Annotated in this window: 23 protein-coding genes; 17 read left to right on the top strand and 6 right to left on the bottom strand. The window is 70.2% G+C overall.

The features are described from left to right. Positions 1-4: 4 nt before the first annotated feature. The 4 genes from ACFUPX_RS12750 (at position 5) to ACFUPX_RS12765 (ending at position 4,509) form a co-directional block, all read left to right on the top strand. Positions 5-1,186, top strand: a complete 1,182-nt coding sequence (locus tag ACFUPX_RS12750) for an energy-coupling factor transporter transmembrane component T (RefSeq protein ID WP_383320189.1) — start codon at positions 5-7, stop codon at positions 1,184-1,186. Further along, positions 1,183-2,862, top strand: a complete 1,680-nt coding sequence (locus tag ACFUPX_RS12755; protein ID WP_383320191.1) for an ABC transporter ATP-binding protein — start codon at positions 1,183-1,185, stop codon at positions 2,860-2,862. The genes ACFUPX_RS12750 and ACFUPX_RS12755 overlap by 4 nt, the downstream gene beginning before the upstream one ends. Continuing rightward, positions 2,859-3,707 (top strand): ECF transporter S component, encoded by an 849-nt coding sequence (locus ACFUPX_RS12760; protein WP_383320193.1) that lies wholly within the window; start codon positions 2,859-2,861, stop codon positions 3,705-3,707. Before ACFUPX_RS12755 ends, ACFUPX_RS12760 begins: the two co-directional genes overlap by 4 nt. Positions 3,708-4,053: 346 nt before the next feature. Continuing rightward, positions 4,054-4,509 (top strand): transglycosylase SLT domain-containing protein, encoded by a 456-nt coding sequence (locus ACFUPX_RS12765; RefSeq protein WP_383320195.1) that lies wholly within the window; start codon positions 4,054-4,056, stop codon positions 4,507-4,509. A 106-nt stretch (positions 4,510-4,615) separates the two neighbouring features. On the opposite strand, the gene ACFUPX_RS12770 is transcribed toward ACFUPX_RS12765, so the two are convergent. Then, entirely contained in the window at positions 4,616-5,785 is a 1,170-nt protein-coding gene (locus tag ACFUPX_RS12770) for a steroid 3-ketoacyl-CoA thiolase (protein ID WP_383320196.1), read from the bottom strand. Positions 5,786-6,080: 295 nt separating this feature from the next. Here ACFUPX_RS12770 and ACFUPX_RS12775 point away from each other — a divergent pair, with 295 nt between their 5' ends. Continuing rightward, positions 6,081-7,325: a cytochrome P450 gene (locus ACFUPX_RS12775; protein ID WP_383320198.1), complete on the top strand. Its 1,245-nt coding sequence runs from the start codon at positions 6,081-6,083 to the stop codon at positions 7,323-7,325. A gap of 161 nt (positions 7,326-7,486) precedes the next feature. Continuing rightward, positions 7,487-9,109 (top strand): hypothetical protein, encoded by a 1,623-nt coding sequence (locus tag ACFUPX_RS12780; protein WP_383320200.1) that lies wholly within the window; start codon positions 7,487-7,489, stop codon positions 9,107-9,109. Here the strand turns inward: ACFUPX_RS12780 and ACFUPX_RS12785 are convergent. After that, positions 9,063-11,123, bottom strand: coding sequence for a bifunctional glycosyltransferase 87/phosphatase PAP2 family protein (locus tag ACFUPX_RS12785; RefSeq protein WP_383320202.1), 2,061 nt, complete (start codon positions 11,121-11,123; stop codon positions 9,063-9,065). The genes ACFUPX_RS12780 and ACFUPX_RS12785 overlap by 47 nt on opposite strands. Positions 11,124-11,541: 418 nt before the next feature. On the opposite strand from ACFUPX_RS12785, the gene proP reads away from it, so the two are divergent. Continuing rightward, positions 11,542-13,014 carry a glycine betaine/L-proline transporter ProP gene (gene proP / locus ACFUPX_RS12790; RefSeq protein WP_383320204.1) on the top strand — a complete coding sequence of 491 codons (1,473 nt, stop codon included), beginning with the start codon at positions 11,542-11,544 and terminating at the stop codon, positions 13,012-13,014. Between the two features lie 236 nt (positions 13,015-13,250). Here proP and ACFUPX_RS12795 read toward each other — a convergent pair whose 3' ends face one another. Continuing rightward, on the bottom strand, positions 13,251-14,381 hold the full coding sequence (locus ACFUPX_RS12795; RefSeq protein ID WP_383320206.1) for a serpin family protein: 1,131 nt from the start codon (positions 14,379-14,381) through the stop codon (positions 13,251-13,253). A 133-nt stretch (positions 14,382-14,514) separates the two neighbouring features. Between ACFUPX_RS12795 and ACFUPX_RS12800 the strand changes: the two genes are divergently transcribed. Beyond that, positions 14,515-15,183, top strand: coding sequence for an O-methyltransferase (locus ACFUPX_RS12800; protein WP_383320208.1), 669 nt, complete (start codon positions 14,515-14,517; stop codon positions 15,181-15,183). Positions 15,184-15,219: 36 nt separating this feature from the next. On the opposite strand, the gene ACFUPX_RS12805 is transcribed toward ACFUPX_RS12800, so the two are convergent. Continuing rightward, positions 15,220-15,612 (bottom strand): hypothetical protein, encoded by a 393-nt coding sequence (locus ACFUPX_RS12805; RefSeq protein ID WP_383320210.1) that lies wholly within the window; start codon positions 15,610-15,612, stop codon positions 15,220-15,222. Between the two features lie 183 nt (positions 15,613-15,795). On the opposite strand from ACFUPX_RS12805, the gene ACFUPX_RS12810 reads away from it, so the two are divergent. The 4 genes from ACFUPX_RS12810 to ACFUPX_RS12825 all read left to right on the top strand — a co-directional run bounded on the left by ACFUPX_RS12810 (position 15,796) and on the right by ACFUPX_RS12825 (position 16,963). Continuing rightward, positions 15,796-15,942, top strand: coding sequence for an antibiotic biosynthesis monooxygenase family protein (locus ACFUPX_RS12810; protein ID WP_383320212.1), 147 nt, complete (start codon positions 15,796-15,798; stop codon positions 15,940-15,942). Between the two features lie 54 nt (positions 15,943-15,996). Next, positions 15,997-16,314 (top strand): antibiotic biosynthesis monooxygenase family protein, encoded by a 318-nt coding sequence (locus ACFUPX_RS12815; RefSeq protein WP_383320214.1) that lies wholly within the window; start codon positions 15,997-15,999, stop codon positions 16,312-16,314. 43 nt (positions 16,315-16,357) lie between these two features. Further along, positions 16,358-16,525, top strand: coding sequence for a hypothetical protein (locus ACFUPX_RS12820; RefSeq protein WP_383320216.1), 168 nt, complete (start codon positions 16,358-16,360; stop codon positions 16,523-16,525). Between the two features lie 309 nt (positions 16,526-16,834). After that, positions 16,835-16,963: a hypothetical protein gene (locus ACFUPX_RS12825; RefSeq protein WP_383320218.1), complete on the top strand. Its 129-nt coding sequence runs from the start codon at positions 16,835-16,837 to the stop codon at positions 16,961-16,963. Between the two features lie 317 nt (positions 16,964-17,280). On the opposite strand, the gene ACFUPX_RS12830 is transcribed toward ACFUPX_RS12825, so the two are convergent. Beyond that, positions 17,281-18,588, bottom strand: coding sequence for a tetratricopeptide repeat protein (locus tag ACFUPX_RS12830; protein WP_383320220.1), 1,308 nt, complete (start codon positions 18,586-18,588; stop codon positions 17,281-17,283). Positions 18,589-18,804: 216 nt separating this feature from the next. Between ACFUPX_RS12830 and ACFUPX_RS12835 the strand changes: the two genes are divergently transcribed. Both ACFUPX_RS12835 and ACFUPX_RS12840 read left to right on the top strand, forming a co-directional pair. Then, positions 18,805-19,386: an ATP-binding protein gene (locus ACFUPX_RS12835; RefSeq protein WP_383320222.1), complete on the top strand. Its 582-nt coding sequence runs from the start codon at positions 18,805-18,807 to the stop codon at positions 19,384-19,386. A gap of 172 nt (positions 19,387-19,558) precedes the next feature. After that, on the top strand, positions 19,559-19,855 hold the full coding sequence (locus ACFUPX_RS12840) for a hypothetical protein (RefSeq protein WP_383320224.1): 297 nt from the start codon (positions 19,559-19,561) through the stop codon (positions 19,853-19,855). A 407-nt stretch (positions 19,856-20,262) separates the two neighbouring features. Here ACFUPX_RS12840 and ACFUPX_RS12845 read toward each other — a convergent pair whose 3' ends face one another. After that, entirely contained in the window at positions 20,263-21,045 is a 783-nt protein-coding gene (locus ACFUPX_RS12845) for a GntR family transcriptional regulator (protein WP_383320226.1), read from the bottom strand. A gap of 163 nt (positions 21,046-21,208) precedes the next feature. Between ACFUPX_RS12845 and ACFUPX_RS12850 the strand changes: the two genes are divergently transcribed. From ACFUPX_RS12850 to ACFUPX_RS12860, 3 genes are read left to right on the top strand one after another with little or no spacing between them, the layout of a single operon-like run. Then, entirely contained in the window at positions 21,209-21,574 is a 366-nt protein-coding gene (locus ACFUPX_RS12850; protein ID WP_383320228.1) for a hypothetical protein, read from the top strand. Continuing rightward, entirely contained in the window at positions 21,574-22,875 is a 1,302-nt protein-coding gene (locus tag ACFUPX_RS12855; protein ID WP_383320230.1) for an FtsK/SpoIIIE domain-containing protein, read from the top strand. Before ACFUPX_RS12850 ends, ACFUPX_RS12855 begins: the two co-directional genes overlap by 1 nt. Then, positions 22,872-23,069, top strand: coding sequence for a hypothetical protein (locus ACFUPX_RS12860; protein ID WP_383320232.1), 198 nt, complete (start codon positions 22,872-22,874; stop codon positions 23,067-23,069). The genes ACFUPX_RS12855 and ACFUPX_RS12860 overlap by 4 nt, the downstream gene beginning before the upstream one ends. Positions 23,070-23,158 lie beyond the last annotated feature (89 nt).

Genomic DNA, 23,158 nt, shown 5'->3' on the forward strand with positions numbered 1-23,158 from the left:
CGCGATGAACGATCACCCGAGCACCGCTCCCGGTGCGCTGCGGCGGCGCCTGGCCCCCGAAGCGCACCGGAGCAACGCGCTGCACCCGGGCGCCTGGTGGGTGTGGGCGCTCGGCCTCGGCGTCGCGGCGTCCCGCACCACCAACCCGCTGCTGCTCGGGATGCTGATCGGCGTCGCGGGCTATGTCGTCGCGGCCCGCAGGACGTCGGCCCCTTGGGCGCGGTCGTACGGCGCGTTCGTGAAGCTCGGCCTCGTCGTGATCGCGATCCGGCTGGTCTTCGCCGTCGTGCTCGGCTCCCCCATCCCCGGTTCGCACGTCATCGTGACGCTCCCCGAAGTACCGCTGCCCGACTGGGCGAAGGGCGTGCGGATCGGGGGCCGGGTGACGGCCGAGGGGCTGCTCTTCGCGTTCTACGACGGGGTGCGCCTGGCCGGTCTCCTCATCTGCGTCGGCGCCGCCAACGCCCTGGCCAGCCCGGCCCGGCTGCTCAAATCGCTGCCGGGCGCGCTGTACGAGGTGGGGGTGGCGATCGTCGTCGCGATGACGTTCGCACCGAACCTGATCATGGACGTGCAGCGTCTTCGTGCCGCGCGGCGGCTTCGCGGGCGCGCGGACAAGGGCATCCGCGGGCTGCTCCAGGTGGGCCTGCCGGTCCTGGAGGGCGCCCTTGAGCGGTCGGTGGCCCTGGCCGCCGCGATGGACGCGCGCGGCTTCGGCCGCAGCGCGCCGGTGCCCGCCGGGGTGCGCAGGGCCACGGCGGTGCTGACCCTGGGCGGCCTGATGGGCGTCTGCACGGGAACGTACGGCCTGCTCACCGCGGGAGGCACGGGCTACGGCCTGCCGGTCCTCGCCGCCGGGCTCGTCGCCGCCCTCGCCGGGCTGCGGCTGGGCGGCCGGCGCTCCGTGCGCACCCGCTACCGCCCCGACCCCTGGGGGCTTCGCGCCTGGCTCGTCGCCGGGTCGGGGATAGCGGTGGCGGGCCTGATGATCTGGGCCGCCTCGTACGACGCTGCCGCCCTGCACCCCGGAGTCGTCCCCCTGACGGCGCCGACACTGCCGCTGTGGCCAGCGGCGGCGACCCTCATCGGGCTGCTGCCCGCCTTCGTGGCGCCGGTGCCCGCCGATTCCGCCGCCCCCGCTTCCGCCCCCGCCCCCGCCCCCGCCCGCTCCAAGGAGTCCTCATGATCCGCTTCGAGGATGTCTCCGTGACGTACGAAGGGGTGGCCGAGCCCACCGTGCGCGGGGTCGATCTCGCCATTCCCGAGGGCGAGTTGGTGCTCCTCGTCGGCCCCTCCGGGGTCGGCAAGTCGACGTTGCTCGGCACGGTCAGCGGGCTCGTGCCGCACTTCACCGGGGGGACGCTGCGGGGTCGGGTGACGGTGGCGGGGCGCGACACCCGTACGCACAAGCCGCGTGAACTCGCCGACGTCGTCGGCACGGTGGGCCAGGATCCGCTCTCGCACTTCGTGACGGACACGGTCGAGGACGAGCTCGCGTACGGCATGGAGTCGCTCGGGCTCGCCCCCGACGTGATGCGCCGCCGGGTCGAGGAGACCCTCGATCTGCTCGGCCTCGCCGATCTGCGCGACCGGCCCATCGCCACGCTCTCCGGCGGCCAGCAGCAGCGCGTGGCCATCGGCTCGGTGCTCACGCCGCACCCCCAGGTCCTCGTCCTCGACGAACCGACCTCCGCCCTCGACCCGGCCGCCGCCGAGGAGGTCCTTGCCGTACTGCAGCGCCTCGTCCACGACCTGGGCACGACGGTCCTGATGGCCGAGCACCGCCTGGAGAGGGTCGTGCAGTACGCCGACCAGGTGCTGCTGCTCGCGGCCCCCGGCCAGGCGCCCGTGCTCGGGGACCCCGCGCAGCTGATGGCTCTCTCGCCCGTCTTCCCGCCGGTGGTGGGCCTGGGCCGCCTCGCCGGATGGTCGCCGCTGCCGCTGACGGTGCGCGACGCGCGGCGCAAGGCGGGCCCGCTGCGGGAGCGCCTGGCCGCGGAGACTCCTCCCGTGTCTCCGGCGCCTCCCGTGGAGGCCCCCGCGACGCGCCGCCCCAGCCTGCGACGGCGGACGAAGTCGGGCGTCCCGGAGGAAGCCGCCGCGAGCGTCACCGCGCTCGCCGTCCGCCGGGGCCGGGTGGAAGCCCTGCGCCGCGTGGATCTCACCGTCCGCGCGGGCGAGACCGTGGCCCTGATGGGCCGCAACGGCGCAGGGAAGTCCACGCTCCTGACGACCCTGGTGGGCCTGCTCGAACCGTCGGCGGGCTCGGTCCGCGTCGGCGGCGCCGTCCCGCACCGCACGGGCCCCCGCGAGCTGATCCGCCACGTGGGCCTGGTCCCCCAGGAGCCGCGCGACCTCCTCTACGCGGACACCGTGGCCGCCGAGTGCACGGCGGCCGACCATGACGCGGCGGCGGCGCCCGGCACCTGCCGCGCCCTGGTCACGGAGCTGCTCCCCGGCATCGCGGACGACACCCACCCGCGCGACCTCTCGGAGGGCCAGCGCCTCACGCTGGCCCTGGCGATCGTCCTGACGGCCCGCCCGCCCCTGCTCCTCCTGGACGAGCCGACCCGCGGCCTCGACTACGCGGCCAAGGCCCGCCTGGTCACGCACCTGCGCGGCCTCGCCGCCGAGGGCCACGCGATCGTCCTGGCCACGCACGACGTGGAACTGGCGGCGGAACTGGCCCACCGGGTGGCGATCCTCGCCGACGGAGAGATCGTCGCGGACGGGCCGACCGCGCAGATCGTGGTCTCCTCCCCCTCCTTCGCCCCGCAGACCACCAAGATCCTGGCCCCGCAGCAGTGGCTGACGGTCACGGAGGTACGGGACGCGTTGCGCGGGGAGGGCGGTACCGCGTGAGCCCCTCCCCTGCCGTCAGCAAGGCCGCCACCCGCCAGGCCCGGCCCATCAGGCTCGGCCCGCGCTCCATCGGCGCCCTCGCGCTCGTCAGCGCCGTCGGCGTCGTGGCCTTCGGGTGGCCGCTCATCGCGGGCGGCGATTCGGGGCTCAGCGCGCACGCCGATGACGCGCCCTGGCTGTTCGCCGCCCTGCTGCCGCTGCTGCTCGCCGTGGTCGTGGCGACCATCGCCGACGTAGGGCTGGACGCGAAGGCGATCGCGATGCTCGGGGTGCTCGCCGCGGCCGGTGCCGCGCTGCGACCGCTGGGGGCGGGGACGGCCGGGATCGAGCCGATGTTCTTCCTCGTGGTGCTCAGCGGGCGCGTGCTCGGCCCCGGGTTCGGGTTCGTGCTCGGCGCCGTGTCCATGTTCGCCTCGGCGCTCCTCACCGGCGGCGTCGGCCCGTGGATGCCCTTCCAGATGCTGTCCATGGGGTGGGTCTGCATGGGCGCGGGGCTGCTGCCGGGCGCCCACGGCCTGCGCGGGCAGGGCGAGCTGTGGCTGCTGGCCGCCTATGGGGCGCTCTCGTCCGTCCTGTACGGCACCGTCATGAATCTGCAGGGCTGGCCCTACCTCGGCGGCCTCGCGACCGGCGTCTCCTTCGTGCCCGGCGATCCCGTCGGCGAGAACCTCGGCCGCTTCATCGCGTACTGCCTGGCGACCTCGCTCGGCTGGGACCTCCCCCGCGCCGTCGTCACCGTCCTGCTGAGCCTCGCCCTCGGCCCCGCCGTCCTGAAGGCGCTGCGCCGGGCCACGCGCCGGGCCGCCTTCGAGGCCCAGGTCACATTCGAGGACCCGAAGGTGTAGGCGGCCATCGGCTCTCCGTCACAGAAAGGGTCCCTTCGCGGTGAGGCGGCCCACAGGTCTTTGGTCCTCTACTAAGCAGGCCCGTAGATCATCCGTTTTGACGCGCACCCATCAAAAGGCGGGCTGACCTGGGGATTGAGAGCCACGTCACACGGGGGACTTTCCTCCTGGATGCGACATCCACTAGTAAAAGGGGTCATTGCGGAGACGCGCCTGCCCTGTTTCTCTGGATCGAGTCGCACGGCGCCGACGGCCTCAAGGCCCAGGACACCGACGCATTCCACCCGCCACACACCGTGGCCCACGGCGTGCCCGCGACACTCTGTCCCCCACGGAAGGTCACGCTTTGTCCGCCACGCTTTTCCGCCGTATCGCCACCCCGAAGAAGGCCCTCGCCGGTGCCGCCGTGGCCGTCGCCACGACCGGCATGGTGTTCAGCGCCGGTGCGGCCCAGGCCGCCGCCCCGACCGAGGCGAAGGCCGCGGCTCCGGCCGCCGCTCCCGCCGCGGCGCCTTCCTCCTCGCAGGCGATCGCGAAGAAGATGATCAAGGACCCCGCTCAGTACAAGGCGTTCAGCAAGATCGTGGAGCACGAGAGCGGCTGGAACCCCAAGGCCACGAACTCCTCGTCCGGCGCCTACGGCCTGGTCCAGGCCCTGCCCGCCTCGAAGATGGCTTCGGCCGGCTCGGACTGGAAGACCAACCCCGAGACCCAGATCAAGTGGGGCCTCGACTACATGAACGACCGCTACGGCAGCCCGGTCGACGCCTGGAACCACTGGCAGGCCAACGGCTCGTACTGAGCCGCGAGGACTCCCTGAGTCACCCGTAGAACCGCACGAAGGCGGCCACCCCTCTCCAGGGATGGCCGCCTTCGTCGTACGCGCAGCGACCGGCGGCCCAGAGAGCTCAGAGCCGCTGAATGATCGTCCCCGTGGCCACCGCCCCGCCCGCGCACATCGTGATCAGCGCGAACTCCTTGTCGCGGCGCTCCAGCTCGTGCAGGGCGGTGGCGATCAGCCGCGCCCCGGTCGCCCCGACCGGGTGCCCGAGGGCGATCGCGCCCCCGTTCACGTTCACCTTCTCCAGGTCCTGCTCGAAGACCTGCGCCCAGCTCAGCACCACCGAGGCGAAGGCTTCGTTGATCTCCACGATGTCGATGTCCTTCAGGGACATCCCCGCCTTGCCCAGGACCGCCCGCGTCGCGTCGACCGGCCCGTCCAGATGGAAGTGCGGATCGGCCCCCACGAGCGCCTGCGCCACGATCCGCGCCCGCGGCTTCAGCTTCAGCGCCCGCGCCATCCGCTTCGACGCCCACATGATCGCCGCCGCGCCGTCCGAGATCTGCGAGGAGTTGCCCGCGGTGTGCACGGCGGTCGGCATGACCGGCTTGAGCCGCCCGAGGCCCTCCATCGTGGTGTCCCGCAGCCCCTCGTCCCGGTCGACCAGCCGCCACATGCCCTGCCCCGCGGCCTGCTCCTCCTCGGTCGTGGGGACCTGGACGGCGAACGTCTCGCGTTTGAAGCGCTCCTCGGCCCAGGCGGTGGCGGCGCGCTCCTGCGAGATGAGGCCGAGCGAGTCCACGTTCTCCCGCGTGAGCCCGCGGTTGCGGGCGATGCGCTCGGCCGCCTCGAACTGGTTGGGCAGATCGACGTTCCACTCCTCGGGGAACGGCTTGCCCGGCCCGTGCTTGGAGCCCGACCCCAGCGGCACCCGCGACATGGCCTCGACGCCGCAGCTGATGCCCACGTCGATGACACCGGCCGCCACCATGTTCGCGACCATGTGGCTCGCCTGCTGCGAGGAGCCGCACTGACAGTCCACCGTCGTCGCCGCGGTCTCGTACGGAAGGCCCATCGTGAGCCACGCCGTGCGGGCCGGATTCATGGACTGCTCTCCGGCGTGGGTCACCGTGCCGCCCACGATCTGCTCGACGCAGTCGGCGTGGATGCCCGTGCGGCCGAGGAGCTCCCGGTAGGTCTCGCCGAGCAGATAGGCGGGGTGGAGATTGGCGAGCGCGCCACCGCGCTTGCCTATGGGGGTGCGTACGGCTTCGACGATGACAGGTTCCGCGGCCATGGGCGTCCTCTCCATCCACATCCCGCGGGAGTGTCCCGGCACCCACACGGAGAACTAGTACGCGTTCTAGTTCTGTATGCAGTCTGCTGAGCCGGAGCCCGGCACCGCAAGGGGCTTGCACGCACCTTGCGCACTACCTGCACGAAAGCGGACCCGTCACGGGCCTTGCCACTTGTAGAACCCGTTACTACCTTGCGGGGCATCTCCTGATGGACCGTCAGAACACAGTGCCGATACCCAGACCCACGACTCAGCACCACGACTCACCACCGGAACTGAACTCCTGGAGTTGCCGATGCCCTGTCCAGCGCTGCCCGACGGGTTCGACTTCACCGACCCCGACCTGCTCCAAGAGCGCGTACCCCTCCCGGAGTTCGCCCAGCTGCGGCAGACGGAACCGGTGCGCTGGATCACCCAGCCGCCACGCATCTCCGGCTTCGACGACTCGGGTTACTGGGCCGTCACGCGGCACGCGGACGTCAAATACGTCTCCACCCACCCGGAGTTGTTCTCCTCCAACCTCAACACCGCGGTCATCCGCTTCAACGAGACGATCAGCCGGGACCAGATCGAGGTCCAGAAGATGATCATGTTGAACATGGACCCGCCCGAGCACACCCGGGTCCGCCAGATCGTGCAGCGCGGCTTCACACCCCGCGCGATCCGCTCCCTGGAGGACGCCCTGCGCGAGCGCGCGGGCTCCATCGTCCAGACGGCCCTGGCGAACGCGGCGGCCGACGGTTCCTTCGACTTCGTCACGAACGTCGCCGTGGAACTCCCCCTCCAGGCCATCGCCGAGCTCATCGGCGTGCCCCAGGACGACCGGACGAAGATCTTCGACTGGTCCAACAAGATGGCGGCCTACGACGATCCGGAGTACGCGATCACCGAGGAGGTCGGCGCCGAGGCGGCCATGGAGATCGTCTCGTACGCGATGAACCTCGCCGCGGCCCGCAAGGAGTGCCCGGCCAAGGACATCGTCAGCCAGCTGGTGGCGGCCGAGGACGAAGGCAACCTCTCCTCCGACGAGTTCGGCTTCTTCGTCATCCTGCTCGCGGTGGCCGGCAACGAGACGACCCGCAACGCCATCACCCACGGCATGCACGCCTTCCTCACCCACCCCGAGCAGTGGGAGCTCTTCAAGCGCGAGCGCCCGCAGACCACCGCCGAGGAGATCGTGCGCTGGGCGACCCCCGTCGTCTCCTTCCAGCGCACGGCGACCCAGGACACCGAGCTCGGGGACGTGACGATCAAGAAGGGCGACCGCGTAGGGATCTTCTACTCCTCGGCCAACAACGACCCCGACGTCTTCGACGAGCCGGAGAAGTTCGACATCTCCCGCGACCCGAACCCGCACCTGGGATTCGGCGGCGGAGGCCCGCACTTCTGCCTCGGCAAGTCGCTCGCGGTCCTGGAGATCAACCTCATCTTCAACGCCATCGCGGACGCGCTGCCCGATCTGCGTCTGGTCTCCGCCCCCCGCAGGCTCCGCTCGGCCTGGCTGAACGGGGTCAAGGAACTGCAGGTCAGCACGGGCTGACCTGCTGCCAGGGAGGCAGGGGCGGATCCCTCCTACGCCCTGCCCCTGCCTCTCCTGGGCGCAGATCCGGCCATGCGCCGTGCGGAGCCAACGTTTCTGTTGCGTTACGCGTCTTGAGAAGCAGACGATGCCTCTCCAAGACGTCGAACGGAAACGGTGCCGTGGTCTCCGCTGGTCTCCCTCTCGCGCCGTCGGGCAGCACACCCTCGGAGCGGAAGACCGCCTTCCGGGAGTTCCGCCGACGCCACCGGATCCCGCTCATCGCCACGCTGCCCACGCTTCCGCTGTACGCGGTGTGGGCGGCGTTCCTGGCCACCGGCGGCGGCGACCTGGCGGCGCAGGAGGCCTGGGCGCGCTTCGCCTCCGAGCACGGGGCGTCCGCGTACGGCCTGTTCTGGTACGGCGGCATGCACACCGCCAACTACTCCCTGATCTCGCCCTACTTGATGGCCGCCGTGGGCGTGAAGACGGTGACGGTGGTGTCGGGCGTCGCCGGTGCCTGGCTGGTCGCCGCGCTGATCGAACGCACCGGGATGCGGCGCCCGACGTGGCCCGCGGTGCTCGCCTCGCTCGCGGTGTGGTGCAACGTGGCGTCGGGCCGCACGACGTTCGCGCTCGGCATCGCCTTCGGGTTCGCCGCGTGCCTGCTGCTCGTGCGGGAGCGGCGGGTGGGGGCCGCCGCGGTGTGCGGTGCGCTCGCCGCCATGTCCAGTCCGGTGGCGGGGCTCTTCCTCGTGGTGGCGGGCGCCGGCTATTTCCTCGTACGTGACTGGGGGCGGGCCGCGGCCCTGATCGCGCCGCCGGTGGTGGTCGTGGGGGCGACGACCGTGCTCTTCCCGTTCAGCGGCGAGCAGTTGATGCCGTTCGACCGGATCTTCCCGCCCGTGGTGTTCAGCCTGGCGCTCATCGTGGCGGCTCCGCGCGCGTGGCGGGTGCTGCGGTGGGGTGCCGCCGTGTACGCGGCGGGGACGGTCCTGACGTATCTCATCCCGTCCCCCATCGGCACGAACGTGGAGCGCCTCGCCGAGCTGCTGGCGCCCGCCGCGCTGCTCGGCGCACTGCTGATGCCCGCGCTGTCCCGCGTACGCAAGGCCGTGCTCGTCGTCGCGCTCGTGCTGTCCACGGCCTGGGTGACGCAGAAGACGGCGGACGATCTGACGGTGTCGACGGCCGTGCCGAAGTGGGCCGCCGACACCCGGGGCGTGGTGCGCGAACTGGAGCGGCTCGGCGCCGACCGGGGGCGCGTGGAGGTGGTCCCGGCGCGCAACCACCGCGAGGCCACGGCCCTCGCCCCGTACGTGAACATGGCGCGCGGCTGGAACAGGCAGCTCGACATCGAGCGCGGCAGGCTCTTCTACGACGGGTCCTTCTCGGCCGCCACCTACCGGGCGTGGCTCGACAAGTGGGCGGTCGGCTACGTGGTGCTGCCCTCGGGCAAGCCGGACGGATTCGCCGAGGACGAGGCGGAGCTCGTGGCGAGCGGCCCCCGGTGGCTGGAGCCGGTGTGGCGGGACGCGAACTGGCGGGTGTTCCGGGTGAAGGACGCGGTGCCGATGGTGTCGAAGCCCGCGTCCGTCGTCCGCTCCACCGGGTCGGCCATGGTGGTCCGCGTCCCCACGACCGGGCCGGTGACGCTGCGCCTGGTGTACTCGCCGTGGCTCCGGGCGGAGGGCGCCTGCCTGAAGCGGGAGGGTGATTTCACCCGGCTCACGGTGTCCGCGCCGGGCACGTACGAGATCAGCTCGGGGTACGGTCCTTCGCCGGGTCCTTCGTCATGTCGATGACCGGCTCCGAGCCCGTCGCCACCTTCAGGGTCCTGCCCACCCGGGGCCCGGCGAGGAGGTAGCCGAGGCCGAAGCCCGCGCCGACGACGGTCGCGCCGCCCACCGCGTCCAGGACCCAGTGGTTTCCGGTGGCGACGATCGCGGAGACCGTGAACAGCGGATGCAGCAGGCCGAGCGCCTTCATCCACCACTTCGGCGCGAGGACCAGGATCACCACACCGCACCACAGCGACCAGCCGAAGTGCAGCGAGGGCATCGCCGCGTACTGGTTGGTGAGCGCGGTCAGGGTGCCGTAGTCGGGCTGGGTGAAGTCCTGCACGCCGTGCACCGTGTCGATGAAGCCGAGGCCGGGCATCAGGCGCGGCGGGGCCAGCGGGTAGAGCCAGAAGCCGACGAGCGCGAGGACCGTCGCGAAGCCGAGCGCGGAGCGTGCCCAGCGGTAGTCGGCGGGGCGCCGGGCGTAGAGCACGCCGAGGACGGTCAGCGGCACCACGAAGTGGAACGACGTGTAGTAGAAGTTGAAGAACTCCTCCAGCCAACTGACCTTCACCACCGCGTGGTTGACCCAGTGCTCGATGTCGATGTGCAGGAACTGCTCGATCGAGTAGATCTGGTCGCCGTGCTGCTCGGCGGTGGCCCGCCCGCCCGAGTTGGTGCCGCCCGTCGCGGCGAGCCGCGCCTGCTGGTAGGCGGAGTAGCCGACGCGGATCAGGAGCAGTTCGAGGAGGAGGTTCGGCCGGGTGGTGACGCGGCGCCAGAACGGGAGCAACGGCACCCAGCTCCAGCGCGCGGGAGCCGGTTTGGCGTAGTCGGTGGGGATGGGTTCCTGGTATCGCGGGTCCGTGCGGGACAGGAAGGGCACGACGGTGGCCGCGGCGAGCGCGGCGATCAGCACGACGTTGTCGCGGATGGGCTCCACGACCGGCATGTTCGGCAGCATCATCTTCGCGGGCAGCGTCGACACCAGGAGGACGGCCACCGGCCACATGTACCGGTCGGACTGCTTCTTGCCCGCCCGTCCCGCCACCGCGAGCAGTACCCACAGGAGCTGGTGCTGCCAGGTCGTCGGCGACACGGCGACCGCGACACAGCCGGTGATCGCGACGGCGAGGAGCAGCTGTCCGTCCTTGGCATAGCGGACGGCGCGGCGCAGGCCGAACCAGCCGACGACGGCGCTCAAGGCGATGAAGAGGCCGATTTCGAGCGGGCCTTCGAGGCCGAACCGGAGCAGCGCGCCGTGCAGCGACTGGTTGGCGACCCCCTCCGGGCTCGCGCCCAGGCCGGCGCCCGCCAGGTGGTGCACCCAGTACGCCCACGAGTCGTGGGGCATCGCGGCCCAGGCCAGCGCGGTGACGGCGAGGAAGGTGGCGCCGGTGGCGGCCGACGCGCGCCTGCGGCCGGTGAACCAGAAGAGGGCGGCGAAGAGCAGGATGGTGGGCTGCAGCGCGGCGGCGATCCCGATGAGGATGCCGCTGGCCCGCTCCCCGCGGACCGCGAAACAGCCGAGCAGGACGAGCAGGACGGGAATGACGCTGGTCTGGCCGAGATACAGCGTGTTGCGCACCGGGAGCGACAGCATCAGGAGGCAGATCGCCACGGGCGCGGCGAGCAGTGAGGTGCGCCGGGACACGGGCTGCGGCAGGGCGCGGGCGGCGACCAGCCCCAGGATCACGACCAGGGTCAGCGTGCCGAACGTCCAGCCCCAGCCGAGCGCCTGCTCGGCCGCGCGGGAGAACGGCTTGAGCACGAGTCCGGCGAACGGGGTACCGGTGAACTTGTCCGCGTCGTAGAAGGATCCGTTCACGTGCAGGACGCCGTCCGGGCCGATCCAGGTCTCCAGATCGGTGAGCCGCTCCCCTTCCGGCGTACGCAGGACGACGACCAGCTGCCGTACGGCCAGTACGGCGGCGATCAGCCAGAGGGCGACGCGGACCGCCCCGATCCGCGCTGTCGGTGTGCCTGGCGCCCCGGCCCCAAAGGCATTTCCCGGTCCTCCGTGCTCAACATTCGCCACGCGTCGTCGGCCCTCCCGCCCCGCTCGTCATCCCTGTCCGGCCCGTCGTCCCTGCCCGGCCCGTCGTCGCTGCCCGGTCGTCGTCGCTGCCCGGCTCCTGGAAGCTCGCGCCCTGTGGTGAGACGCGCACAGCCCCCATTTCACCTGTCAGCCATACCGCTTTCTACCGGCTTTTGCGCAGAGTTCCCAACCGTCGGATTCGTCCGTGCCGCCGCCCGGTCTCCACAAACCGTCCACCACCTGTCCATGAGACAACTGCCGGGACCCCGTACCGCGGTTCCCGGGGCGTGGCGCGACATAGATCACAAGGGCGTCTTCTCGCCACCGTCACAAGCGGAACCATTTGCCCTGGATAGCGGCACATTCGGAACAACGTGCGGTTGACCGGACACCGACCGTAATGGTGCTACCTACACCTATGGTCGCTTGCGGGCCGCCCCCTGCTCCTTGCCGGGCGGCTCTGTCCTTGTCGTCCACCGAGAGGCAGGCGAGCGAACCCTTGCCGGCAGCCACACCCGTCGCACCCGTAGCCCCGCGGACCCAGGCCCCTCCGTCCGCGCACCCGTCGGCGGACGTCACCGTCGTCGACCCCGCGCTGGTCAAGCGGGCGGTGAAGGCGGCCGCACTCGGCAACGCGATGGAGTGGTTCGACTTCGGCGTCTACAGCTACATCGCCGTGACGCTGGGCAAGGTCTTCTTTCCCTCGGGCAACCCCACGGCCCAGCTGCTCTCCACCTTCGGCGCCTTCGCGGCGGCGTTCCTGATCCGCCCGCTCGGCGGCATGGTCTTCGGCCCGCTCGGCGACCGCATCGGCCGCCAGAAGATCCTCGCGCTCACCATGATCATGATGGCGGCGGGCACGTTCGCGATCGGCCTGATCCCTTCCTACGCGTCGATCGGCGTGGGCGCTCCCGTGCTGCTCCTGCTGGCCCGCCTGGTGCAGGGCTTCTCGACGGGCGGGGAGTATGCGGGCGCCTCGACGTTCATCGCCGAGTACGCCCCCGACAAGAAGCGGGGCTTCCTCGGCAGCTGGCTGGAGTTCGGCACGCTCGCCGGCTACATCGGCGGCGCGGGCCTCGTCACCCTGATGACGGCGCTCCTCTCCTCCGACGACCTGCTCTCCTGGGGCTGGCGCATCCCGTTCCTGATCGCGGGCCCGATGGGCCTGATCGGCCTGTATCTGCGGATGAAGCTGGAGGAGACCCCGGCGTTCGCGGCGGAGCTCGCCAAGGCGCAGAAGGACGAGCGGTCGCGCCCGAAGGTGCGCCTGCGCGAGATGGTGACGGGCCAGTGGAAGGCCCTGCTCCTGTGCATGGGCCTGGTCCTGGTCTTCAACGTCACGGACTACATGCTGCTGTCGTACATGCCGAGCTATCTGACGAGCGAGCTGAAGTACGACGAGACGCACGGGCTCCTGGTCGTGCTCGCCGTGATGGCGCTGATGATGTGCGTCCAGCCGTTCGCGGGCGCGCTGACCGACCGGGTGGGCCGCCGCCCGGTGATCGCGGCGGGCTGCGCGGGCTTCCTGCTCCTCTCCGTCCCCGCCCTGCTCCTGATCCGCCAGGGCTCGCTCTGGGCGATCGCCCTCGGCATGGCGGCCCTGGGCCTGCTCCTGGTCTGCTTCACGGCGTCGATGCCCTCGACGCTCCCGGCCCTCTTCCCGACGAAGGTCCGCTACGGCTCCCTGTCGATCGGCTTCAACATCTCCGTATCAGTCTTCGGAGGCACGACACCGCTGGTAGTGACGGCGCTGATCGGGGCAACGGGAAACATGATGATGCCCGCGTACTACATGATGGCGGCGGCCGTGGTGGGCGGCATCGCGGTCTGGTTCATGACCGAAAGCGCGGGAAAGCCACTGCCGGGCTCACCACCGGCGGTGGAGAGGTAGCCCGTCCGCCGACACCTTCAGCCCGTCCGGCGACACCTTCAGCCCGTCCGGCGTTTGAGGACGAACTCGGCGAAGCCGGTGATGACGGCACCCAAGACCCCCCGCGCCAGCAGGTTTCCGCACCCAGCCCGTCCGGCGCTTGAGGACGAACTTGGCGAAGCCGGTGATGGCGTCCGCCAAGGCCCCCGCGCCAGAGCGGGTTTTCGGGAAGGGGCGGGGTTGGGGAGAGAATCCCCCTACCCCGCCGCCGGCACCCCCGCCTGCCACCCCACAAACAGCGGCACCTCCCCCACCCCATCAAGCACCACAACCCCAAAGGGCCGGTTAAAGGCAATCCACTCAATCCGCCGAGGCACGTACGCACTGCCCGCAGCAACCGGCACAACACTCACCGCAGCCGCCTCAACCCCCTCCTCCGCAACCTTCACCACCGCCTCCTGCACCACCTGAGACACAGCGAGCCGCTCCGGCGACATCCCGGAGAAGTCGGCCCCCTCGCCCATGGCCCACCGCACCCCCATCGCGGCCAACTGCGCGGTAGCGTCGGTCCGCGTCCGCAAGGACATCCGAGGCAGCGCCATGTTGATCTGCTCGGCGTCGATCCCGGTCCACCGCCCCTCCGGCGCCCAGGCGAGCGGCAGCACCTCCGCGGCCCCGGCGCCCACCTCGCCGAGCACGAACCGCACCCGGGCAGGCGCCCGCCCGCCCCGCGCCCGCCCGCCCTCCGCCCGGCACTTCAGCTCGACGACACTCGCGCCGCCCACCGTCCAGGCGCAGTTCAGCGGAACGGGCCGATGCATGGTGGGCACCCGGTGCCGCACGCCGAGCGCGTCCGTGAAGTCCTGCTCACGCGTGCCCGCCCCCTCGAAGGGGATCTCCCAACGCGCCTTGAGAGCCAGCGCGTTGACGAGAAGCAGCAGCACATCCGGAGTGATCACCACCGGCAGCCGCTCGATGAGCCCGCCCGTCGCCTCCCGCACCCACGCGTCGATGCCGTCCGGCTCCATCGGCCCGAACCCCACGCCGGGCAGCGCCTCCCGGTAGGCGCGGTACACCGGAACCCGGCTCCACACCCGGGTGGCGACGGCCAGCGCGTCCGTCCCCGCCAGCGCCCGCGCGGCCCCCGCGACCACCCCGGCGGCCTCATCCCCGGCGACACCGAGCAACTTCCGCAGCTCCCCGGCGGTCTCCTCCCGCGCGCCCACCGCCACGGCGGCCAGCGCGAGCCACAGCCCGGCGGGCGAACACACGAAGTCCCCCGCACTCGCGTCGCCCCCCTCCCCCGGCGAAGCCATCAGCGGCAGCCATCGATCGGCGAGCCCCCGGATCGCCGCCGCGGGCAACATCTGCTCGGTCCCGTACGTCATCTCAACCCCCGCAGCCCACGGCCCGCGTCCGCCGGTCCATCCCGACGCCCCCAGTATGCGAGTCCCCACTGACAATCGACCCCCACCCCACTAACATCGTTAGAGAACCTAACGAACGCCCGGGAAGGCCCTCATGACCCAGCAGCAATGGACCGCGGTGGACACCTACTTCACCGACCTGCTCACCCCCGCCGACGAGGCCCTGACCGCCGCCCTGCGCGACAGCGACGCCGCCGGTCTCCCCCAGATCAGCGTTGCGCCGAACCAGGGCAAGCTGCTCCAGCTCCTGGCCCAGATCCAGGGCGCGCACCGCATCCTGGAGATCGGCACCCTCGGCGGCTACAGCACGATCTGGCTGGCCCGCGCCCTCCCGGCGGACGGCCACCTGATCACCCTGGAGTACTCCCCGGTCCACGCCGACGTGGCCCGCGGCAACCTCGCCCGCGCCGGCCTCGACAAGCTCACCGAGGTCCGGGTGGGCCCGGCCGTCGACTCGCTCGCCGCGCTGGTGGCCGAGGACACCGCCGCCTTCGACCTGGTCTTCATCGACGCGGACAAGGCCAACAACCCGCGCTACGTGGAGTGGTCGCTCAAGCTCACCCGCCCCGGCAGCCTCATCATCATCGACAACGTCGTACGGAGCGGCGAGGTCGCCGACGCCGACAGCACCGACCCTGGCGTACGGGGCACGCGCGAGGCCCTGGAACTCATCGCCCAGCACCCGAAGTTGAGCGGCACGGCGCTGCAGACGGTGGGCACGAAGGGCTATGACGGCCTGGCACTGGCCCGCGTACTGGACTAGCAGGACAGCCCTTCCCCCTACCGCCAGCCCACCCCCTCAACCCTCTACATAGAACCCGACGTTGACGCTGCGCGGTCCGGCCCGGTCCAGGACGACGACATCACCGGACCCGCCCCGGGCCAGCGGAGCCGTCTGCCCGTACCCAAGGGGCGCCGCCACGCCGCTCACCGTCAGCCGCACCTCCGACGCGGGCTCGGGATGCGACCCGCGCAGCCAGGTGACGGTCCAGGCCCCGTCGGTCCCGCAGCGGAACTCCAGATGCGTACGCGACACGAAAAGCCAGTCCTCGGGCGGCACGAGCCGGCATACGCTGCCGTCGCGCCCCACCCGCAGCACGGACCCCGGCGCACTGGGCGCGTCGGCCATGAGCATGCCCGCCGTCGCCCCCTCGTCCGCCCCGGACAACAAGGCCATGGTCAGCTCCAGCACGTACGCCCCCCACTCTCGACGACCGGCCGCGCACCCCGAAGCACACTCGACCCGCTCCGCACCGCGCCGCCGCATCCTAAGACGCCCCTCGCGCGAAAGCACGGGCCCCCGGAACAATGGACGCATGACCGAGCGCACGCCACCCGGACCGAACCCGCCGGGGGCATGGGCGAGGATGGGCGCATGAGCATCGTGAAAATCAACGTCCTGACCGTGCCCGCCGAGCAGCGAGAGGTCCTGGAGAAGCGCTTCGCCTCCCGCGCCGGAGCCGTCGAGAACTCGGACGGCTTCGAATGGTTCGAGCTTCTGCGCCCGCAACAGGTGCGTTGATGTACCACTAGGTCGCCCGCCGAGACTTCCCGCGCATCCGGCAGGATGGGACACATGAGCGTAGTCAAGATCAACGTACTGACCGTTCCCGCCGAACAGCGGGAAACCCTGGAGAAGCGCTTCGCGTCCCGCGCCGGAGCCGTCGAAAACTCGGACGGCTTCGAGTGGTTTGAGCTTCTCCGCCCCATCGAGGGCACTGATGACTACCTGGTGTACACGCGGTGGCGTGACGAGGAGTCGTTCCAGGCGTGGATGGAGGGCCCGATGAAGTCTGCCCACCAAGGCGGGGGCGACCGCCCCAAGCCCGCATCGAGCAGCGCCGCGGTGTGGTCCTTCGAGGTCGTGCAGCAGGCCGCGCCCAAGGGCAAATAGTGCTCGCAACGGGTAGCTCACCACCAAGCGGCACTGGCAGAGCATGCACACCGCCACGAACGTCGCCGGTCAAGTTGCAACGCCGTTGATTGTGGCGGCGAGGGAGAACATCCTCGACCGCGACAAGTACGCGAAGGCCACGTCGTCCCCGCTCGACGGGTACGACGAGGAGCCTGCCGACGAGCGGCAGCCGGTGCCTGTCGCCGTCTGACGTCCCCCCGCTCGTAGTGAGCGTGCCCCGCACCTGGATTCGTTCTGGGGGCGGGGCACGTTTGTTGTGTTGGTGGGGCTATTGCGCGTGGATGTTGGACCGTCTCAATGATCCAAGCGGGGCGGGGTAGCACGATTTTCGCCCCCGCCTGCTAGCTGAGGGTGAAAGCACGGCCTGTCAGTGCAGTGCCGGTATGCTTAGCAAGCCTCATCTGATCCTCGCTTGAACTCGGCGTTGGGGGACGCCAGTTCGCATGCCACCGGAGCCTGATTCCCGGGTGCCGGATGGAGGAAGAGGGGAGGTGGTGCGATGAGCTCCGACGTGGAGAAGCGCCGCAGGAAGTGGACCGGCCCTGAAAAGTGGCAGGTTGGCTTGGCGGTGGTGACTCTGTTGGTGGCGGTCATCGCCCTGGCGGGACAGTTCGCTCAGCTCGTCTGAGTGCCGCCCGAGTACCCGGCCGGACCGGTCAGGCAGCTCTGCATATGCAGCGAGCCCGATCGTCTTCTGCTCGACCGGGCTCGTGAACTGCGCGGAGGGCCTGTTCTGGTTAGGAGCCAGACGGGCCCTTCGTGGTTCAGCACCTATAGTGCCTACCCACTACACATCAACAACTTTACAGCAGCTCACGTCATCTGCGAACGTTCTCACTACCTTGTGAGGACCTTCTCAGTACCTTATGAGGACCCGCCCCGGCGAGTGATGTACTCGTGGGTGGCCCCCCGTGTCAGCTCTTCTTCACGTTGGGTCGCGAGCGTTCAGAACGGAAGCTCTGTTCTGGCCACCCCTCGCGTGATGGTCAAGATCCGTTCGTGGAAGTCGCGGGAAGCGGCCTCGCGCGGATACCGAGACCGGAGTTCCTTGTCCAGCTCGTTGGCGACCAAGAGCAGAGAGGGCAGGGACTTGCGGTCGGCTTCCAGGGCCGTGGTGCCCATGCCTACGGCCTGTTCGACGTCCCCGGTTCGGGCGGCGGCGACTCCGAGCGTGAGGCGGGCCTCGGCGGCACGCATGGGGGAGATCTCGGTTCCGTCGGGGCCGGTACTGATCTGGATCACCGACCGGGCGTGGGCGGCGGCGCGCTCGTCGTCTCCGAGTAGGCGGTAGGCGTCCATCTCGTAGAAATCCCACTTGTCCGGGTCGATGATGAAGTGGTGTTCCGGGTGGTCCGGCCGGGGGAGTCGATCCAGCCTCGCGCGTCCGGCATCGAGGGAGTCGCGGACTAGGCGTGCGTCTCCCATGCGTGCTGCGGCGCGTGCCTTGTGCGCGTACAACTGCACGCCGACGGAATGCGTCTGGTCGGCGACGTGCCCGGCCTCCACGGCGTCGACCATGTCTTGCCAGCGGCATTGGGTCAGGGCGAACCACGCCTCGATCTCCCACGCCCACGCCTTTATCTCACCGTGCCCGGCCTCGTCGCCGATCCGGAGCGCTGCGGCCTTGCTGAGGTTGGCTGCCTCACGCTGGCCCCGGTCGTACTGGACACAGGCGTTCAGCAGGAACAGCCACCCGGTGTCGACGAGAAGTTCCCTGTGCTGGCGCAGGGTCATCCGGCTTTCAAGCTGCTTGGTGACGAATTGCAGACCGTTGCGGGTTCGCTGGTGCAGGTAATCGGCATCGGCGTACGGGTACGCGCGCGCCAATTGATCGATACCCTGCTCGATCGACTCCAGGGCCGTGCTGTTGATGTTGGTCATCTCGGCTCGCCGTAGCAGTTCCGCGATGTCCCACAGTCCCGCGCCGCCCTGCGTCAGCAAGGTGCTGGGGTCGTCCGGCTGGGAGGTCTGCGCCTGGCGCTCCAGTTCCCAGGGGCGCGGTGTGAGGCCTGCCAGGTGGCCGGGGATGCGCAGTCCGTCTACCACTTCGAGGATCTTGTGGTGCTGCGTGATCCGGGGGCGAGCGCCCTTGCCGTCGGTCTCCGGACGGGCCATCTTGCCGATGTGTTCCCGCTTGTAGCCGACTGCCTCGGCGATCTTGGCGTAGCTGATCTTCCCGTGGAGCCTGGCGAGCCTGAAGACCTCGCCGAAGTCGTGATTGGTGATCGCCGACCGGACGTCTGCGCGTTCCAATACATGCGGCGGTAGAGCTGCCGGTGTCGGAGCACTCTCGGTCATCTCACTATCCCATCGTGATTGACCTGACATTTCCTCTGTGCCGTCTCGCGAGTGTACCCACGAGGGGGGTCCCCAAGAGGGGGGAGCGACAGGGGTTACAGGGCGTGCATCCTTCGGTCCACCCAGCTGGGATCGCCTCAGCAGACGTGACTACGGGTGGTGACTTGTGCCGTGGATGCGAGACAGATCAAGCAACACGAGCATGTAGCGGAAGACTTAGACGGTTTGGCTCACCGGTACGTGGCGCCGTGTCCCCCTTCCGGTGGGCATTTCCGCGCGCTGACTCTCTTCGCGGAGGCGCCGGACAGCGTGCGCGCCGCACGCGATATGACGCGGGCCGCACTTCAGAGCTGGGGGCTTGGCTCTCTGGCAGAGGATGCCCGGCTCGTCGTCTCGGAGTTGGTGGGCAACGTGGTCCATCACGCCGTGCCGGACGCTTGTCTGTCGCAACCGGGGGCCGCTCGACGGGTCGACGTGCTTCTGAAGGCGTGGCCGGGCTGGCTGTTCATCGGTGTAGCAGATGAGGACTCAACTACTCCTGAACTGCCGGTTGCTGACTTTGTCTTCGCGGATCTGGCAGGGGCCTTCGTCGAAGCGGTGTTGCCGGACAGTGGGCGTGGGCTGTTCATCGTCCAGCGTCTCGCGGACGCCCTTTGGTGTTCGCCCAAGGAGGGCGGCGGCAAGATCGTCTGGTGTCGCTTCGACGTTGATCCGGAACGCGTCGACGGTCCTCCGTCGGCGATCCGCGCTTAACAACCCCATACCGAGACCGGACCACCCCCGCGCCTGGCAGCAACTGGGGTGGTCCGGGAGGGAACTCAGCGGTCCCCGGTGCTTGATGCTACCGGGGCCGCTGCGCTGCGTTTATGCCCTGGGCAAAGGAAGTTGACGATCCGTTACCTAGATCAGGGTAGAGGTGGGCAGGGTGACTGGCGCGGGTGAGGACTGGCTGAGCGATGGTCTCGGTGTCGCGGGTGAGGACTTCGGTCTGTGGGTGCCCGGAGTCGACTACCTGGCGGGCTGGCGCGAGGCGCGGGAGGCTGCGGACCGGCTGAACCGGGCGTTTCTCGGGGCGGGATTGGAGCTCTCGCAGGTGCGGGCGGTCGCCTCGACGAATGAGGACGGGCGCGGGCTCGTGCGAATGGCGGGTTCACCTGACGCCGTGGAACGGCTCGCCTCGTTCCTGGAGATGGCCGTGAATGGCGGCGGCGGTGCGGCGTGAAGGGCGCTTCCCCTGGTGAGCGCCGCGCGTGGGCACGTCGCCGGCCGCAGAGACTTTGGGCGGTAGCTGCCATGGGGCGAGAGAACAGGGGGCCTTACGCTCGCCCGGCGAATCGGGCAGGTACTGGACCTGCCCGCTGGTGTGCCCGATGGGCCCCCTGTTCTTCGAGGCTCGCCCCATGGGAGCTGCCTAAAGTCTCGGGGGCCGTCGACCCCCAGCCCCGCGGGTGTCTTCCTGGGGTGACCGGCCGATGTCTCTCGGCCTTAGGCGCGCTGCGGCTCAGGGCGCCGGGCGACCGGCCGGGATCGGCGGCCACGCCGCACGCCCGGCCGGGGCGCCCGAGCTGCCCGGCGCGCCGCAGGCGCGCCCTTGAGGAAGTGAAGAAAGATTCGACCGATCTACGGCTCTCAGGCGCGGGCGCGCCGCGCGGGCTCCTTGTCGGCGGTGATCCGGTAGGCGAGTTCGGCACGGTCCGCACCGGTGCGGAGTTCTTCGAGGATCAAGGGGCGGTCGTCGGTGCCGTGTGTGACGCGGGCGACGTGCAGGATCGGTGTCGCGTCGGGCAGGCGCAGCGTGGTCCGCTCGTCAGGGTGCGGCATGCGGGCGCGGACCGTTTCGGACCACCACAGCTTGTGCCCGGCGTGCGTCATGATCTCGTACGCGGCGACCGGAGGCGGACCCGGCGGCTTCTCGCCGAGCGCCGGAATGTCGGCGGCCACTGCGAGCGGGGTCACCGTGCGGTGCATGGCCCGCGTGCCGCTGGCCGGGTCGATCAGCAGCCGGTCACAGACGAAGAGATCTTGATCTGCGCCGATACCGAGCAACTGGCCGTTGGCTTCAGTCGAGTAGGCGCGGTAGGGGGTCGGCTCCTCGACCTCGTCCCAGACGGCGCCGCTGGGCATGACGAACTTCCCGTCGCGGGCCCGACTGATGTGGCGCTCGATGGTGACGGCGGGCTGGCCATCGGAGCGTACGAAGCTGCCTTTGCCATGACGGACGTCGACCAACCCCTCTGCCCGCAGGGCGGCGACGGCGTTGCGGACGGTCGGGCGGGAGACCTGGTAGCGCTCGATGAGCTGAGCCTCGGACGGGAGCGGGGCGCCGGGCTCGAACTCACCCGCGAGGATCGCTTCGCGGATCGCGGCGGCGACCTGCTGGTAGAGCGCTCCGGGGCGTTGGATCTCCGTCATCTCAGCACCTTCGCGTTGAGGCCGTAGGCACGTCGCACGCGCGACATCACTCGTCAGCATAAGTACTTGACCCCTCGCCGTACAGCGTTCCATAGTCATCACTCGTAAGGACAAGTGACGTCAGAATATGTCTGGCGTCCTCACGGCCAAGGAGGCCAACGCAATGCAGTCCATCCCTGTGGACACGGCGCGACTGGGCGTACTGCGGTGCGCCATCGCGCCCGAAGCGAAGATCAGCAACCCCGAGACCATGGAGGTCAAGAAGGACCGCGACGGCAACACGATCTACACCGTGGCCGTCACCGTGCGCCAAGACCGGCGGCGTATCTCCGTGATCGAAATCGCCGTCACAGGCGAGCCCAAGGGCATCGAAGAAGGGCAGATCCTCAAAGTCACCGGCTTAATGGCATTCGCCTGGGCCATGGGTGACCGCCACGGAATCAGCTTCCGGGCCGACTCGATCAGCCCCGTACACGGTGCTCCGGCACCGGCCCCCGCTGCGGCTTCGCCCAAGGCCGGTGGGGCGTGATGAGCGCGATCCTGCTGGCCCTCGGGCTCGCCACGCTCGCGTGGGTGCTCGTCGTCGCGGACCTGCTGCGGCGGCACCGTCCGGCCTGGCACTGGTACGTCACTGGCTACCCGGCCACCGCTTTCCGGGTGCTGGCGACTTGGCGCAAGGTCGCGATGCTCAACGACCTTGCCGTGTCCCGGCGTCCGCCCCGTGGGCTGGTTGGGGACCTGGTCGTGAAAGGCGATCCCCTGCGGCCGGCGGCACCGCGCCTCTCCTTCCCGCGCGCTACCCGCATGGGCCTGACCGTGATCGTGCGCCTGCACGCCGGGCAGACTCCGGCGACGTACATGAAGGCGGCCGACGCACTCACTCACGCGTGGAAGGTCCACGCCGTGCGCGTCACCTCGCCGGAACGCGGCCTCGTGCTGCTGACGGCAACCGCCAGTGACCCACTGGCCCGGCCCGGCCTGGCGACGGCTCCCGCCGCGCTGCTGTCCGCGCTCATCGGCGCACTGGAGAGCGGCGGGGCCTGGGTGATGGACCTACGGACGGTCCCGCACTGGCTCATCGCCGGGGCCACCCGCTCAGGCAAGTCCACCCTGCTGGCACGGCTGATCACCCAGCTCGCCCCCCAACCCGTCGCGCTGGTCGGCATCGACTGCAAGGGCGGCATGGAACTCGGCCTGTTCTCCGGGCGGTTGAGCGCGCTCACCACATGCCGACGTGAGGCAGTCGCCGTGCTGTCGGCACTCGTCGTCGACATGCAGGACCGAATGGCCGCCTGCCGGTCGGCCGGGGTCCGCTCCATCTGGGAGCTCCCGGACCTGCTGCGGCCCGTACCGGTCGTGGTGATCGTCGATGAGCTGGCAGAGCTGTACCTCTCCGACGGCACCCGCGAGGGCAAGGCGGAAGCGGACCAGTGCTCGACTCTGCTCCTGCGCCTGGCCCAACTCGGTGCCGCACTTGGCATGCACCTGGTGGTCGCGGGCCAGCGGGTCGGCTCCGATCTCGGCCCCGGAGTCACCGCGCTGCGGGCCCAGCTCGGCGGCCGTATCTGCCACCGGGTCAACGACCCCGGCACGGCAGAGATGACCCTCGGCGATCTCAACAAGGACGCCGTGGCCGTCGCCCAGTCGATCACTGCGCAGGAACAGGGCGTGGCGGTCTGCACCGGACCGGACGGCGGATGGGGCCGCGCTCGCTCCCACCTCACAGCGACCGAAGAGGCGGTCACTACGGCAATGAAGTACGCGGCCATGACGCCCGAACTGCCCGCCATAGACCGCGCTCTCACGGCTCTGGAAGGAGACGGCAAGTGATCAGCGAAAGCGCAGCGTTCACGTTCTCGGTGATCTTCGGGATCATCACCGTTCTCCTCGTCCGCTCCCGCGACGTACGGGCCTGGGAAGCGGTCTGCATCGGCCTCTTCGGGATCTACCTCGGACAGACCCCGGTGATCTTCACCATCCACGGCGTCGTCACCTGGCTGATCGACGGCTTCTCCCACCCCTAGCAGGAAGGACAGGACATGCCCATGAGCCGCGTGAGGTGCCCGAACTGCAAGGGCGAAGGCGCCCGTCGGACCTGGACCGGAATGCGCCA

Source organism: Streptomyces sp. NPDC057302 (assembly GCF_042667685.1).
GTDB lineage: Bacteria > Actinomycetota > Actinomycetes > Streptomycetales > Streptomycetaceae > Streptomyces.